We start from the raw sequence: 14,087 nt of genomic DNA, 5'->3' as shown, positions 1-14,087 counted from the left end.
GGCGGCGTCGCGGCCGGTGACGGGGCCGCGGGGGGGCGGTGAGGCTGGCCACAGCGGTTCCGCGTCGTGGGGCGGGGGTGGGCAGAATGGCCGCCCGTGGACCTGGACCCCTTTTCGCTGACCGCCCTGCTCGCCGTCGCCGCGATGGCGGGGTGGGTGGACGCGGTGGTCGGTGGTGGGGGTCTGTTGCTGTTGCCGGCGTTGCTGGTGGGGGTGCCGGGGATGCCGGTGGCCACGGCGTTGGGTACGAACAAGCTGGCGGCTGTCGCGGGGACGGCGACGGCGGCGGTGACGTACGCCCGGCGCACGAAGCTGGACTGGGCGGTGGCGGGCCCGGCGGCGGGCCTGGCGGTGTTGTGCGCGGGTGTGGGGGCGGCGTTGGCCGGGGCGGTGCCGGCGTCGGCGTACCGGCCGGTGGTGCTGGCGGTGCTGGTGGCGGTGGCCGTGTTCGTGGTGGCGCGGCCGCGGTTGGGGGTGGTGGCGCAGCCGCACCGGCGTACCCGGGCCCGGATGGTGGTGGCGGTGGCGGTTGCCGGGGTGGGCATCGCGCTGTACGACGGTCTGGTGGGGCCGGGGACGGGCACGTTCCTGGTGTTGGCGTTCACGGCGCTGGTGGGCGCGGACTTCGTGCACGGGTCGGCGATGGCGAAGATCGTCAATGCGGGCACGAATCTGGGTGCGCTGGTGGTGTTCGCCGCGACCGGGCACGTGTGGTGGCTGCTCGGGGCGGCTATGGCGGTGTGCAACATCGCCGGGGCGGTGCTGGGGGCGCGGATGGCGCTGCGCCGGGGGTCCGGGTTCGTGCGTGGGGTGCTGCTGGTGGTGGTGCTGGCGCTGGTGGGCAGGCTCGGGTACGACCAGTGGTTGGCGGGCTGAGCGGCGGGGCGGGCGGTCGCTGACCCGCGCCGGGTGGCCGGGCACCGGGCGTGTGATCATCGGCGGGTGGCGGTGCGGGCGGAACACGACCGGGCGGTGCTGGCGGACCTGCTGGGTGCGGATCCGGTGTTGCACGCGTACCAGTTGGGTGATCTGGACGACTTCTTCTGGCCGTACACGTCGTGGTTCCGCCGTGGGGAGGCGGTGGCGCTGCTGTACCACGGGGCGGTGCCGGCGACGTTGCTGGCGTTCGCCCCGCCGGCGGGGTTGGCGGGGTTGGCGGCGCTGCTCGGTGACCTGGCGCCGGTGTTGCCGGCGCGCCTGTACGCGCATCTGTCCCCCGGTCTGGAGGCGGCGTTGGCGGGCGCGTTCACGGTGGGGGCGAGCGGTGGCCACCTGAAGATGGCGTTGACCGATCCGGTGCGTCTGGCGGCGGTGCCGCCGGCCGGGGTGGTGCTGGGCGCGGCGGATCTGCCGGCGCTGCGGGCGCTGTACGCGGAGGCGTATCCGGGCAACTGGTTCGATCCCCGGATGGTGGACACCGGCCAGTACGTGGGGGTGCGCGACGGCGGTGGCCTTGTCGCGGTGGCCGGGGTGCACGTGTGGTCGCCGCGTTACCGGGTGGCTGCGGTCGGGAACGTGACGACTCATCCGCGGGCGCGGGGTCGGGGCCTGGGGGCGGCGGTGGTGGCGGCGTTGTGCCGGCGGCTGCGGTCCTCGGTGGAGCATGTGACGTTGAACGTGCGGGCGGACAACGGGCCGGCGGTGCGGTTGTACGAGCGGCTCGGTTTCACCCGCGTCGCCGACTACGGGGAGTTCACGCTGACCGGGCGTTGACGCCCCGCCGGGTGGGTCGTGGCCCCTCGGCGGGGGGTCGTGTGCTACCGGCGCGCGTCGAAGCGGCCGGCGCGGATTTCCCGCAGGGCCCGGCGGCGGGTGTCGCCGCGCAGCGTGTCCACGTAGAGGCGGCCGGCGAGGTGGTCGGTCTCGTGTTGCAGGGCGCGGGCGAGGAACCCGGAGCCGGTGATGGTCAGCGGTTCGCCGTGCTGGTCGACGCCGTGCGCGGTGGCGTGCATGGCGCGCGGGGTCGGGAAGTACAGGCCGGGGATGGACAGGCAGCCCTCGTCGTCGTCCTGGAGTTCCTCGGACAGTTCCAGCGTCGGGTTGATCAGGTGGCCGCGGTGCCCGTCGGCGTCGTAGACGAACACCTGGGCGCTGACGCCGATCTGCGGGGCGGCGACGCCGGCCCGGCCGGGCGCGCCGAGCAGGGTGTCCATCAGGTCGGTGACCAGGGCGCGCAGTTCGGCGTCGAAGGTGGTGACCGGCTCGGCGGGGGTCCGCAGCACCGGGTCGCCGATGATCCGGATCGGGCGCATCGTCATGCGGGCAAGGTTATCGGTCGGTCCCGGCGGCGCTCGCCGGCCCGCCGCTGTCGGTGGGGCGGTGGCGGACGAGGACCTCGATGCCGTCGAGGATGCGGGCCAGGCCGAAGTCGAACGCCCGCTGCGGGTCGCCGGCGGCCTGGTACTCCTGGCCCGCGGCGGTGCCGACGCGGGCGGCGAGCGGGAACCGGCGCGGGTCGAGGGCCTTCTCCAGGTACGGGGCGTGCGCCGCCCACCACTGCTGCTCGGTCATGCCGGTGCTGGCGGCGGCCTGGGCGGCCTCCACGGCGCTGCGGACCGCGCCGTGGACGAACCCGTCGACGAGGGTGACGACGGCGTCCATCTCCAGGTCGGTCAGGCCGATTCCGTCGACGGCGCGCAGCTCCTGCTCGTAGCGGGCGATCAGGTGGGGGCCCAGCGGGGGGCGGGTGGTGGCGACCTGCAACAGCCACGGGTGCCGCAGGTAGCGGGCCCAGTTGTCCCGGGCGACCCGCTCCAGGCGGGCCCGCCAGCCGGCGCCCGGGTCGTCGGTCGCGGCGTCGACGGTCTCCCCGTGGACGGTGTCGAGCATGACGTCGAGGAGTTCACCCTTGCCCGGCACGTACGTGTAGAGGCTCATCGTGCCGACGCCGAGGCGTTCGGCGACGCGCCGCATGGACAGGGCGGCGAGCCCTTCGGTGTCGGCGACCTCGATGGCCGCCCGGACGATGCGGTCGACGGACAGGTCGGGCCGGCCCCTGCGGCTCACCCGCTCCCGGGTCCGCCACAGCAGGGCGAGGCTGCGGGCGGGATCGCCGGTGCCGCTGTACTCGGTCGTCACGCCGATCACCCTACCGTCCGCCGTACCGTATGATGTACCGTACGGCGTACGGAAACCGAGGATCGGGGGTGCGGATGCCAACGGCGATCGACGCGCAGGGGCTGCGCAAGCGGTACGGCGACACGCGGGCGCTGGACGGGCTGGACCTGACCGTCCCCGCCGGCGGAGTGTGCGGGCTGCTCGGCCCGAACGGGGCGGGCAAGACCACGACGGTGCGGATCCTCACCACCCTGCTGCGCCCGGACGCGGGCCGCGCCACCGTCGCCGGCGCCGACGTGCTGCGCCACCCCGACCGGGTCCGCGCGCGCATCGGCCTGGTCGGTCAGCACGCCGCCGTCGACGAGGTGCTCAGCGGCCGGCAGAACCTGGTGCTCTTCGCGCGCCTGCACCACCTGCCGATCTCCCGGGCGCGGGCACGGGCGGCGGAACTGCTCGACCGGTTCGACCTCGCCGACGCCGCCGACCGGCCGGTCGGCACGTACTCCGGCGGCATGCGCCGCCGGCTCGACCTGGCCGCCGGGCTGATCCTCGACCCGCCGGTGCTCGTCCTCGACGAGCCCACCACCGGCCTGGACCCGCGGGCGCGGGCGCAGGTGTGGGACGCCGTGCGCGGGCTCGCCGCGGCCGGCACCACCGTGCTGCTGACCACGCAGTACCTGGAGGAGGCCGACCAGTTGGCCGACACCCTGCGGGTCGTCGACCGGGGCCGGGTGATCGCCGCCGGCACCCCGGACGAGTTGAAGACCGCGCTCGGCGGTGACCGCGTCGACGTGGTGCTGTCCCGCCCCGACGATCTGGACCGGGCGGTACGCCTCGTCGCCGTCGCCGTCGGCGCGGCACCCGACGTCGACCCGGCGGCGCTGCGGCTCAGCGTGCCCGTCACGCGGCGGGTCACGGCTCTCGCCGCCGTGCTGCGGGCGCTCGACGACGCGGGGCTCGCCGCGGCGGACGTCGCGGTGCGCCGCCCCACCCTCGACGAGGTGTACCTGCGGCTCACCGCCCGGGACGCCCCCGACACCGACCGGACGGTGACCGTGTGACGACCCTGCCCGCACAGCGGCTGCGCTTCGCCGTCTCCGACAGCCTGGTGCTCACCGGCCGCGCGCTCGCACACGCGGTCCGCCAACCGGTGCCGGTGCTGGTCGGGCTGCTCTTCCCGGTGCTGCTGGTGCTGATGTTCGGCTACCTGTTCGGCGGCGCGATGACCGTGCCCGGCGGCGGTGACTACCGGGAGTTCCTGCTGCCCGGCATGTTCGCCATGACGATGGTCTTCGGCATCGAGGCCACCTACACGGCGGTGGCCACCGACGCCGCCCGGGGCGTCACCGACCGGTTCCGGACGCTGCCGATGGCGCCGTCGGCGGTGGTCACCGGCCGGGCCGCCGCCGACCTGCTCCACTCGGCGACCGGCCTGGCCGTGATGCTCGCCTGCGGGCTGGCCGTCGGCTGGCAGTGGCGGGCCGGGCCGGCGCGGGCGCTGGCCGCGGTGGGACTGCTCCTGCTGCTGCGCTTCGCGCTGATCTGGGTCGGCATCCACCTGGCGTTGGTGCTGCGCCGCCCCGAGTCGGTGGTCGCGTTGCAGATCCTGGTGTGGCCGGTCGGGTTCACCTCCAACGCGTTCGTCGCACCCGACTCGATGCCGGGCTGGCTCGCGGCGCTCGCCGGGTGGAACCCGCTGTCGGCCACCGTCGCGGCCTGCCGGGAGCTGTTCGGCAACCCGGGCTGGGGCGGCGACACGTTCGCCGCGCAGCACGCCGTCGCCCTCGCCGTCGCCTGGCCGCTGCTGCTGATCGCGGTGTTCCTGCCGCTGTCCGTGCGCCGCTACCACCGGTCGGGCCGGTGACGCGACGGCGTGCCGCCCGCCGACCGCGACGGCGACTTCGCCGACGCGTACGCGCGCCTGGAACTGCTGGAGGCTGCCGGCCACGGCACCGGCCCGGGCATGGCCGACCGGGTCCGCGCCGCCCTGGACGAGTTCGCCCTGGACGAGTTGGCCCGGCCGCGCTGAACGGCGCTCCCCGCCGCGACGCCGGGTGCCGTCACGGCCGCTGTGGAGCTGAGCCGTCGACGACATCACGGCCGAGGCGGCCCGAACCGTTCACGACATCAGTTCCACAGCGGGCCGGGCCACGGGTCCGTCCGGGAACGGCGCCGACGGACCTGCGCCGGTGAGACGGCGTGGAACCGGCGACGGCGCCACCGGCCGGCAAGGGCGCCGCCGGCCGGCAAGGGCGCCGCCGGCCGGCAAGGGCGCCGCCGGCCGGCAAGGGCGTCACCGGCCGGCGAGGGTGGCGCGGACCGGTCCGGTCTTGGCGGCGGCCTCGGCGACCTCGGCGTCCGGGTCGCTGCCCCAGGTGATGCCGCCGCCGGCCCACACGTGCAGCCGCTCGGCGTCGGCGGCGGCGGTGCGGATGGTCAGGCCCAGGTCGACCCGGCCCGCGGCGACCCAACCCAGCGCGCCCATGCTGGCGCCCCGACCGACCGGTTCCAGGGCCGCGAGGTGCTCCAGGGCGGCGAGCTTCGGCGCGCCGGTGACCGACCCGCCGGGGCAGACGGCCCGGAGCAGATCGGCCAGGCCCAGGCCGTCGGCGACGGCCGCCGACACGGTGGACTCGGCCTGCCACAGGTCGCACCAGCGGCGTACGGCGAACAGCTCGTCCACCCGAACGCTGCCGGTGCGGGCGACGCGGGCCAGGTCGTTGCGTTCCAGGTCGACGATCATGACGTGTTCGGCGCGTTCCTTCGCGCTGGCCAGCAGCTCGGCGCGGCCGGCGGCGGTGGCCCGGCGGGTGCCCTTGATGGGTCGGGTGAGCACCCGCCCGCCGGTGACCTCCACCAGGGTCTCCGGGGAGGCGCAGCCGATCGCCCAACCGGCGCCGGTCAGGGTGCCGCCGTAGCGGGCGCCGGGCAGCGCGCCCAGGCGGGCGAGGGCCGGCAGCGGGTCGCCGGTGTAGGGGGCGGCGGCGTGCCCGACGAGGTTGACCTGGTAGACGTCGCCGCGGCCGATGGCGTCGCGGACGGCGCGCACGGCGTCGGCGTGCTGCCGCGGCGTCCAGCTCTCCGCCCACGTTCCGAGCCACCAGCCGGCAGCCGGCCGGCGCGCGGGGGCGGCGGCCGCGGCGTGCCGGTAGACGACGACCGCGACCTCGGGCAGCGCCGGGGCCGGGTTCGGGGCGCCCACGGCGCCGCCGGCGATGGCCGCGCCGGCGGCGGCGGAGACGTACAGGGCGGCCCCGCACACCCCGCCGGGGCGGTGGGCGGGGGCCGGGCGGGCGAGGTCGTCCAGGTGGAGGCCGTGGGCGGCGAGGAAGGCCTGCGCGGTCGCGGCCGGGTCGCCGCCGTCGGCGGGCCGCCATTCCCAGCGGGCCGACTCGACGAGGGTACGGCGGCAGCCGGCCGGCGCCCCCGGCACATCGACCACTACCCGTGGGAGCGTTTCCACGCCGTCTGGCCCAATCTGCCTCGTCCGTTCAGCGGATTTCGTGTCTCGCACGCGCGTACCTGCTCGATGCCGGCCACTTTCGCTTGGTACTGTGCGTCACTGGTCATGTGAACCATGACACAGTGCCCCCACAGTCCGGAGAACCCGATGTGCCAGCACCAACCCACCTGCCCCTCCGCTGAAGCGACCGACCGGGACGCCGCCAAGGCCATCGCCTGTTTCCCTGAGCAGGGCTGGAGCCTGCTCTGCAACGGGGTCATCGTCTTCGAGGACACCGGCGAGCTGCTTCCCGACGGCCGCACCATCGCCCCGCACCGCGGCCCCGCCCGCCACGCCCTCGTCGCCTGACCGACCACTCAGCGTAACGTTGCTGTTCACGCCGGCTTCAGGCTAGTCCCCCGGTCCGGGACCAGTGGCGGCGGAGTCGACGTGAGCGGCCGGGGCGGCCCACGACCGCCCCGGCGGCACCCTCGTCAGCTCTCGAACGCCTCCGGCGCCGGGCACGAGCAGACCAGGTTCCGGTCGCCGTACGCGCCGTCGATGCGGCGCACCGGCGGCCAGTACTTCCCCGCCCGCTCGGCGGCCGGGTAGGCGCCCACCGTCCGCGGGTACGGGTGCGGCCACTCGTCGGCCGACACCATCGCCGCCGTGTGCGGCGCGTTCGCCAGGGGGTTGTCCCCGGCCGGCCACTCCCCCGACCCCACCTTGTCGATCTCCGCCCGGATCGCGATCATCGCGTCGCAGAACCGGTCCAGCTCGGCCAGGTCCTCGCTCTCGGTCGGCTCCACCATCAGCGTCCCCGCCACCGGGAACGACATCGTCGGCGCGTGGAACCCGTAGTCGATCAGCCGCTTCGCCACGTCGTCGACGCTCACCCCGGTCGCCTTCGTCAGCGGCCGCAGGTCCAGGATGCACTCATGGGCGACGAGGCCCTTGTTGCCCGCGTACAGCACCGGGAAGTGCCCGCGCAGCCGCGCCGCCACGTAGTTCGCCGCGAGCACCGCCACCCCGGTGGCCCGGGTCAGCCCGGACGCGCCCATCATCCGCAGGTACGCCCACGGGATCGGCAGGATGCCCGCCGACCCGTACCGGGCCGCGGAGATCGCCGGCCGGCCCTCGGCGGCGGTGAGCGGGTCGCCGGGCAGGAACGGCGCCAGGTGCGCCCGCACCGCCACCGGACCCACCCCGGGGCCGCCGCCGCCGTGCGGGATGCAGAACGTCTTGTGCAGGTTCAGGTGTGACACGTCCGCGCCGAACGTGCCGGGCTTGGCGAACCCGACCAGGGCGTTGAGGTTCGCCCCGTCCACGTACACCTGGCCGCCGGCGTCGTGGACCTTCGCGCACAGCGACGCGATCCCCGTCTCGTACACGCCGTGCGTCGACGGGTACGTCACCATGATCGCGGCGAGCGAGTCCCGATGCTTGTCGATCTTCGCGTCGAGGTCGACCAGGTCGACGTTCCCGTCGGCGTCGCAGCCGACCACGACCACCCGCATGCCCGCCATCACCGCCGACGCGGCGTTGGTGCCGTGCGCCGACGACGGGATCAGGCACACCTCCCGGTGCCCCTCGCCGCGGGAGCGGTGGTACGCGCGGATCGCCAGCAGCCCGGCCAGCTCACCCTGCGAGCCGGCGTTGGGCTGCACGCTGACCGCGTCGTAGCCGGTCACCTCGGCCAGCCAGCCCTCCAGCTGGGCGATCATCTCCCGGTAGCCGGCGGTCTGCGACGGCGGCGCGAACGGGTGGATGTGCGCGAACTCCGCCCAGCTCACCGGCTCCATCTCGGTGGTGGCGTTGAGCTTCATCGTGCACGACCCCAGCGGGATCATGCCCCGGTCCAGGGCGTAGTCGAAGTCGGCCAGGCGCCGCAGGTAGCGCAGCATCGCCGTCTCCGAGTGGTGGGTGCGGAACACCGGGTGGGTGAGGAAGTCACTCGTGCGGGACAGGCCCGCCGGCAGCGCCGCGTCCAGGTCGCCGGTGAACGCCGGCACCCCGAACGCCGCCCACACCTGCTCCAGATGGCCGGTCGTGGTGGTCTCGTCGCAGGAGATCCCGACCCGGTCGGCGTCGACCAGCCGCAGGTTCACGCCGCGCCGCGCGGCGGCCGCGACGACGTCGGCGGCCCGGCCGGGCACGGTCGCGGTGACGGTGTCGAAGAACGCGACGTCCGCGACGCCGACGCCGCCGGCGCGCAGCCCGGCCGCGAGCCGCGCCGCCATCTCGTGGGTACGCGCCGCGATCGCCCGCAGCCCGTCCGGGCCGTGGTACACGGCGTACATGCCGGCCATCACCGCGAGCAGTACCTGCGCGGTGCAGATGTTGCTGGTCGCCTTCTCCCGCCGGATGTGCTGCTCGCGGGTCTGCAACGCCAGCCGGTAGGCCGGGTTGCCGTCGACGTCCCGGGACACGCCGACCAGCCGGCCGGGCAGCACCCGCTCGAGGCCCGCGCGTACCGTCAGGTAACCGGCGTGCGGCCCACCGAACCCCATCGGTACGCCGAACCGCTGGGTGGTGCCGGCGGCGATGTCGGCGCCGATCTCGCCCGGCGGGCGCAGCAGGGTCAGCGCGAGCAGGTCCGCGGCCACGGTCACCAGCGCGCCGGCGGCGTGGGCGGCGTCGACCAGGCGGGAATGGTCCCGGACCGCCCCGGACGCGCCCGGGTACTGCAGGTGCAGGCCGAAGAACTCCGCCGGCAGCTCCTCGATTCCCAGGTCGACCACGCGCACGTCGATGCCGAGCGGCTCCGCCCGGCCGGTGATCACCGCGACGGTCTGCGGCAGGGCGTCCGCGTCGACCACGTACACCGGGCTGGTGCTCTTCGAGGCGCGGCGGGCGAGGGTCATCGCCTCGGCCGCGGCGGTGCCCTCGTCGAGCATGGAGGCGTTCGCGGTGGCCAGCCCGGTCAGGTCGGTGACCATCGTCTGGAAGTTCAGCAGCGCCTCGAGGCGGCCCTGGCTGATCTCCGGCTGGTACGGCGTGTACGCCGTGTACCAGGCCGGGTTCTCCAGCACGTTGCGGCGGATCACCGCCGGGGTGTGGGTGCCGTGGTAGCCGAGCCCGATCATGGACACGGCGACGGTGTTGCGGGCGGCCAGGGCGCGCAGCTCGGCGAGCGCGTCGTGTTCGCTGGCCGGCGCCGGCAGGTCGAGGGTGCCGTGCCAGCGGATCACCTCGGGGATCGCCGCGTCCATCAGCTCGTCGACGGAGCCGTAGCCGACGGCCTCCAGCATCCGGCGCTCGTCGTCCGGGTCGGGGCCGATGTGGCGGGCGGCGAACTGCTCTGCGGTCATGGGCTGCGCTCCCGGGGGGCGAGGTCGACAGGTCGCCCTCCCCCTCTGTCGCGCCCACGGGCGCTCCACAGTGCCTGCCCACGCGGTCCTTTTGCCTGAGAGGTTCCGGGGAGGATTTGCCCCTTCGGCGCCGCCCCGGGTGGTTGCGGGCGGTCTCTCCCACGTGGGTGCTACCGGCATGGTCAACGCTACCAGCGGGCAGGAATCCCGCGCCCGCGTCCCCCGGGCCGCCGCGCCCCCGGCTAGGACGCGACGGGCGTCACACCCGCCGGCGCGGGCGCGGGCGCGGCGGTGCGGTCGGCGAGCGCCGGCAGCAGCCGGCCCAGCGGCGCGTCCACCGTCAGCGCCGCGTACGCGTCGCCGCGGGTCGGGCCCTGGTTGACGATCGCGACCGGGATGCCCAGCTTCGCCGCCCGCAGCACGAACCGCCGCCCCGACATCACCGTCAACGACGATCCCAGCACCAGCAGCAGCCGCGCGGACTCCACCAGCGCGAAGCAGCGGGCCACCCGCGGCGCGGGCACCGTCTCGCCGAAGAACACCACGTCGGGTTTCAGCATGCCGGTGCGGCACACCGTGCAGTCGACGGTCCGGAACCGGGTCACCGCCGCCTCGGCGAGGTCCACGTCACCGTCGGGGTTGACCGCCGCCACCCGCGCGTCGAAGCCCGGGTTGGCCTCGGTCAGCCGCCGGTCCACCTCCTCCCGGGAGGTGCCGTTGCCGCAGTCCAGGCAGACCACCTCGTCGAGGCGGCCGTGCAGCTCCACCACCCCGCCGCTGCCCGCCGCGGTGTGCAGGCCGTCGACGTTCTGGGTGATGATCCCGTCGACCAGGCCGGCGTGCTGCAGGCGGGCCACCGCCCGGTGGCCGTCGTTCGGGGCGGCCCGGGCGATCGTCCGCCATCCCAGGTGGCTGCGCGCCCAGTAGCGCCGCCGCGCCGCCGGGTCGCCGGTGAACGCCTGGTACGTCATCGGGGTGTGCCGGCGGGCCGCGCCGCTGGGCCCCCGGTAGTCGGGGATGCCCGACTCGGTGGACAGGCCCGCCCCGCTGAGCACCACCACCCCACCGCCGCCGACCAGGCGCGCCAGGGGGTCGACCATCTCCTGCGTCACGCACCAATGCTGCCTCACCATCCGCTCCGCCGCCCACGCGCGGCCCGGGACGCCCGGCTGCGGGCAACCCCGGCGCCGGTCCACACCGCCGGGTTCGCGCCCGAGTTGAGGGTTCAGCCCTCCGCCACCCGCAAACCACCGGCAAAAGCCTCAAAAAGGAGCTCAATGAGAAACTTGAAGGTGTGAACGCCGACGAGATGACCCGCCACATCCTGGACACCTGCGACGGTGTCACCGCCCTCGAAGCCACCGGCGACCGGTTCTTCGTCTACGACCCGCGCGGCGACCTTCCCCCCGAGCGGCAGCTTCCGTTCGCGACGATCGTCACCGGCGACCACTACGACACCGTGTCCGACCTGAGCCGGCCGGGCGCCTACCGGCTCAACATCGGGCTCACCCGCGCCGGCTACTCGGCGCTGTTCGGCGCCGCCCCGTCCCGCCGCGACGAGCGGGGCGTCCTGGACACCGGTGCCGACCACGCGGCGACGGACACCCTGATGCCGCACCCGATCTACGCCTCCCAGCACTGGGTGTGCGTGGTCGACCCCGGCGAGGCGACCCTGCCGGCGGTGCGGGCGTTGCTGGCCGAGGCGTACGCCTTCGCCGCCCGCAAGTACGCCAACCGGCGAACCCGACGCTCACCGGCCTGACGCCGGCCCCGGCGTGGGGCCGGCCGCACGCCGGACCCCACGCCGGATCACCGCTGACCGTGGCGGGGCAACGCACCCTGCCCGGCGCCCGCGGCGACCGCCGGGGCGTCCTGCGCCAGCCGCTGCATCGTCCGCGCCAGGTGCTCGCTGCCGTCGTCGAGGTGCCGCGCCGCCGCCTGCATGTGCGAGATCATCATCTCGCCGTAGATGCGCAGCGCCTCCCGCGCCGCCACCGAGTCGTCGAAGCTCGCACCCGCCGACGCGCGGTACTCCTGCACCGCCCGCTCCGCCTCCTGCCGGGCCTCCTCCGCCGCCGCCCGCACGTAGCTCTCGTACTGCGTCCGGGCGTACTCGGCGACCCGCCGGGCGTAGTCGTGCGCCTGGGCGATGATCTGCTCGGCCTCCCGCTGCGCCGCCGACAGCAGGTTCACCTCCTTGGCCGCCGGCACCGCCGCCGCCCCCGCGCTCGGCAGCACCCCGTGCCGGTGCAGCTCCAGGTGGTCGTTGAGCCGCTCGTTCTCCGCCCGCAGGTGCGCGATCTGCGACGCCAGCAGATCCAACTCGTCGGCCACCTGCACCCGGAACCGGTCCACGTCGGCGTTGTCGTAGCCCCGGCGGGTGAACGAGGCGGAGCCGAACTCCCACCGCCGCACCCGGTCCGAGGTCATCCGCACCTGCACACCACCGGCGACGTGCACACCGTCGTACCGACTGATCTGGCTCGTGCTCACCGTACCCGCCCTTCGTTCGTCACTGCGGGGCTCGCGACCTCACTCCTCGGGCTCACGGGACCTGCCTCCCATCGCCGGCCGCCGGGGCCGCCGCCTGCTGCACCGCCGTCCGCCACGACGGGCCGTACCAGTGCGCGCCCAACCCCTCGTGGTGCAGCTGCCCGGCGTGGTAGCCGGCGCGGCCCAGGGCCGTCACCGCGTGCGACACCATGTCGTCGGAGCCGCACACGAACACGTGCCGGGACCGCCAGTCGCCGTCCGCGAGAGCCCGGTCCACCGGGTACGCGAACGCCTCCGGCCGGCGCACGTCCATGCCGACCACGTAGGTCACCGACAGCCACGGGTGCGACGACGCCAGCTTGTCGATGGCGTCGCTGTCGTAGAACTCCGTCCGCGACCGCGCCCCCACGTACAGGTCGACCCGCCGCCGGGAACCCTCCGCCGCGACCTGCTCCACCAACGCCTTCACCGGCGCCCAGCCGGTGCCGCCGGCCAGCAGCAGCAGGTCCGCCGACCCCGCCGAGGCCAGCGTCAACCGGTCACCGACCGGCGACGACAGGTGGATCTGGTCGCCGGTCGTGCACCCGTACACCAGACGGGACGACACCGCGCCACCCGGCGCGGCCCGCACGTGCAGCTCCACGGTGCCGTCGCTGCGGGGGGCGTTCGCCGGCGAGTAGTACCGCCACGACCGCACCGACGGGTGCGACACCCCGATCGACTGCCCGGGATCGAACGGCAGCAGGTACTGCGGACGCAACGTCAGCACCGCCACGTCGAACGCCCGCCGCTCGTGGGCGACGATCTCCGCCACCCACCACGGCGGGTTCACCGCCTCCGCGGCCTGCGCGCCGTCCATCATCACCTTCGACACCAGCCCGTACGCGCCGGCCCAGTCCTGAGCCAGCTCGTCGGTCCACTGGTCGGCCAGGAAGTGCCGCAACGTGGCCAGCAACGCCTCACCCACCGCCGGGTAGTGCTCGGCGCGGACGGCGAACTTGCGGTGGTCCGCGCCGAGGTCGGTGAGGAACCCGACCAGCCGGTCCACCTGGTCCACGTTCGACACGACGTGCCCCAGCGCGGTCACCAGCCGGTCCCGCTGCCCCGCCATGTTCGTCGGGAACATCTGGCGGGTCTCCGGATGCGCCAGGAACAGTGTGGAATAGAAGTAGAGCGGCACCTGGTCGCCGTGCGCGGCGACCAGGGACCAGCTCTGCTTGAGCCGGGCGACGTCCACGCTCAGACGCTCGCCCGGGTCCCGCCAACCACCACCTGGTCCTTCACCTGGGCCAGCACCGCCTGCACGTCGGCGATGATGTCGCCCGGCACACCCAGCTCGGTGAGCGTGTCGGTGAGGTGGCCACCCACCAGCGCGTAGTGCGCGGACGGGATGTTCAACGGCTGGTGCGCCTCGGCCAGGCCCCGCCCGGCGTACTCGTTCGGCCCGCCCAGCACCACCGTCAGCATCAGCACCATGTGCCGCCGCTGAGCCGGCATGTCCACATCGGTGAAGTAGCCGGCCAGCTCCGGGTCGGCGAGAACCTTGTCGTAGAACAGATCCACGGCCGCCTTGACCGAACCGGCACCGCCGATCCGCTCGTAGTGGGAGGTGGGGGCGGTCTCTTCGGTAACCGTCACGGTCGATTCCTTCCGTGGTGAGGGGCGCGCGCTGGGGTCGGCGCGTAAGGGGTCACGCCCGCCCGCTCCGGCGCGTCGTCCACGAACGGCGCCCGGCGCACAGGTGGGCCGTGACGGACCATAGCGTGTCGCACGCGCGCGGTCAC

The 14,087-nt window shown here is 74.7% G+C and carries 15 protein-coding genes and 1 riboswitch; of the genes, 7 read left to right on the top strand and 8 right to left on the bottom strand.

The annotated features are described in order from the left end of the window. Positions 1–96 precede the first annotated feature (96 nt). Complete coding sequence (locus AB0873_RS08655; RefSeq protein ID WP_366599041.1) at positions 97–876, top strand: TSUP family transporter; 780 nt, start codon at positions 97–99, stop codon at positions 874–876. A 66-nt stretch (positions 877–942) separates the two neighbouring features. Beyond that, a complete protein-coding gene (locus tag AB0873_RS08650) occupies positions 943–1,713 on the top strand; it encodes a GNAT family N-acetyltransferase (RefSeq protein ID WP_155332191.1) in 771 nt (256 codons plus the stop codon). 44 nt (positions 1,714–1,757) lie between these two features. Here the strand turns inward: AB0873_RS08650 and def are convergent, their stop codons facing one another. Next, positions 1,758–2,258, bottom strand: coding sequence for a peptide deformylase (def, locus tag AB0873_RS08645; protein WP_155332190.1), 501 nt, complete (start codon positions 2,256–2,258; stop codon positions 1,758–1,760). A gap of 10 nt (positions 2,259–2,268) precedes the next feature. Next, complete coding sequence (locus AB0873_RS08640; protein ID WP_366599040.1) at positions 2,269–3,078, bottom strand: TetR/AcrR family transcriptional regulator; 810 nt, start codon at positions 3,076–3,078, stop codon at positions 2,269–2,271. A 74-nt stretch (positions 3,079–3,152) separates the two neighbouring features. Here AB0873_RS08640 and AB0873_RS08635 point away from each other — a divergent pair, with 74 nt between their 5' ends. From AB0873_RS08635 to AB0873_RS08625, 3 genes are read left to right on the top strand one after another with little or no spacing between them, the layout of a single operon-like run. Beyond that, positions 3,153–4,118, top strand: a complete 966-nt coding sequence (locus AB0873_RS08635) for an ATP-binding cassette domain-containing protein (protein WP_366599039.1) — start codon at positions 3,153–3,155, stop codon at positions 4,116–4,118. Further along, positions 4,115–4,921 carry an ABC transporter permease gene (locus AB0873_RS08630; RefSeq protein ID WP_366599038.1) on the top strand — a complete coding sequence of 269 codons (807 nt, stop codon included), beginning with the start codon at positions 4,115–4,117 and terminating at the stop codon, positions 4,919–4,921. Before AB0873_RS08635 ends, AB0873_RS08630 begins: the two co-directional genes overlap by 4 nt. 9 nt (positions 4,922–4,930) lie before the next feature. Further along, entirely contained in the window at positions 4,931–5,086 is a 156-nt protein-coding gene (locus AB0873_RS08625; protein ID WP_366599037.1) for a hypothetical protein, read from the top strand. Between the two features lie 264 nt (positions 5,087–5,350). On the opposite strand, the gene AB0873_RS08620 is transcribed toward AB0873_RS08625, so the two are convergent. Then, positions 5,351–6,571: a chorismate-binding protein gene (locus AB0873_RS08620; RefSeq protein ID WP_366599036.1), complete on the bottom strand. Its 1,221-nt coding sequence runs from the start codon at positions 6,569–6,571 to the stop codon at positions 5,351–5,353. Between the two features lie 96 nt (positions 6,572–6,667). Between AB0873_RS08620 and AB0873_RS08615 the strand changes: the two genes are divergently transcribed. After that, complete coding sequence (locus tag AB0873_RS08615) at positions 6,668–6,868, top strand: DUF5999 family protein (RefSeq protein ID WP_155332186.1); 201 nt, start codon at positions 6,668–6,670, stop codon at positions 6,866–6,868. A 125-nt stretch (positions 6,869–6,993) separates the two neighbouring features. On the opposite strand, the gene gcvP is transcribed toward AB0873_RS08615, so the two are convergent. Further along, positions 6,994–9,810, bottom strand: coding sequence for an aminomethyl-transferring glycine dehydrogenase (gene gcvP / locus AB0873_RS08610; RefSeq protein WP_366599035.1), 2,817 nt, complete (start codon positions 9,808–9,810; stop codon positions 6,994–6,996). Between the two features lie 73 nt (positions 9,811–9,883). After that, positions 9,884–9,982, bottom strand: a riboswitch (glycine riboswitch). A gap of 70 nt (positions 9,983–10,052) precedes the next feature. After that, entirely contained in the window at positions 10,053–10,943 is an 891-nt protein-coding gene (locus tag AB0873_RS08605; protein WP_366599034.1) for an NAD-dependent protein deacetylase, read from the bottom strand. Between the two features lie 161 nt (positions 10,944–11,104). Here AB0873_RS08605 and AB0873_RS08600 point away from each other — a divergent pair, with 161 nt between their 5' ends. Further along, positions 11,105–11,572: a DUF6194 family protein gene (locus AB0873_RS08600; protein ID WP_366599033.1), complete on the top strand. Its 468-nt coding sequence runs from the start codon at positions 11,105–11,107 to the stop codon at positions 11,570–11,572. A 47-nt stretch (positions 11,573–11,619) separates the two neighbouring features. Here AB0873_RS08600 and AB0873_RS08595 read toward each other — a convergent pair whose 3' ends face one another. The 3 genes from AB0873_RS08595 to AB0873_RS08585 are packed head-to-tail and all read right to left on the bottom strand — an operon-like array spanning position 11,620 to position 13,941. After that, positions 11,620–12,303, bottom strand: coding sequence for a DivIVA domain-containing protein (locus tag AB0873_RS08595; RefSeq protein WP_305070143.1), 684 nt, complete (start codon positions 12,301–12,303; stop codon positions 11,620–11,622). Between the two features lie 52 nt (positions 12,304–12,355). Further along, complete coding sequence (locus AB0873_RS08590) at positions 12,356–13,540, bottom strand: globin domain-containing protein (protein WP_366599032.1); 1,185 nt, start codon at positions 13,538–13,540, stop codon at positions 12,356–12,358. A 2-nt stretch (positions 13,541–13,542) separates the two neighbouring features. Further along, positions 13,543–13,941, bottom strand: a complete 399-nt coding sequence (locus AB0873_RS08585) for a group 1 truncated hemoglobin (RefSeq protein ID WP_366599031.1) — start codon at positions 13,939–13,941, stop codon at positions 13,543–13,545. Positions 13,942–14,087: the final 146 nt, after the last annotated feature.

The organism is Micromonospora sp. NPDC047707 (assembly GCF_040704235.1).
GTDB lineage: Bacteria > Actinomycetota > Actinomycetes > Mycobacteriales > Micromonosporaceae > Micromonospora.
The sequence above is the reverse complement of the archived record's forward strand: the minus strand, read 5'-3'. Positions and strand labels throughout refer to the sequence as shown.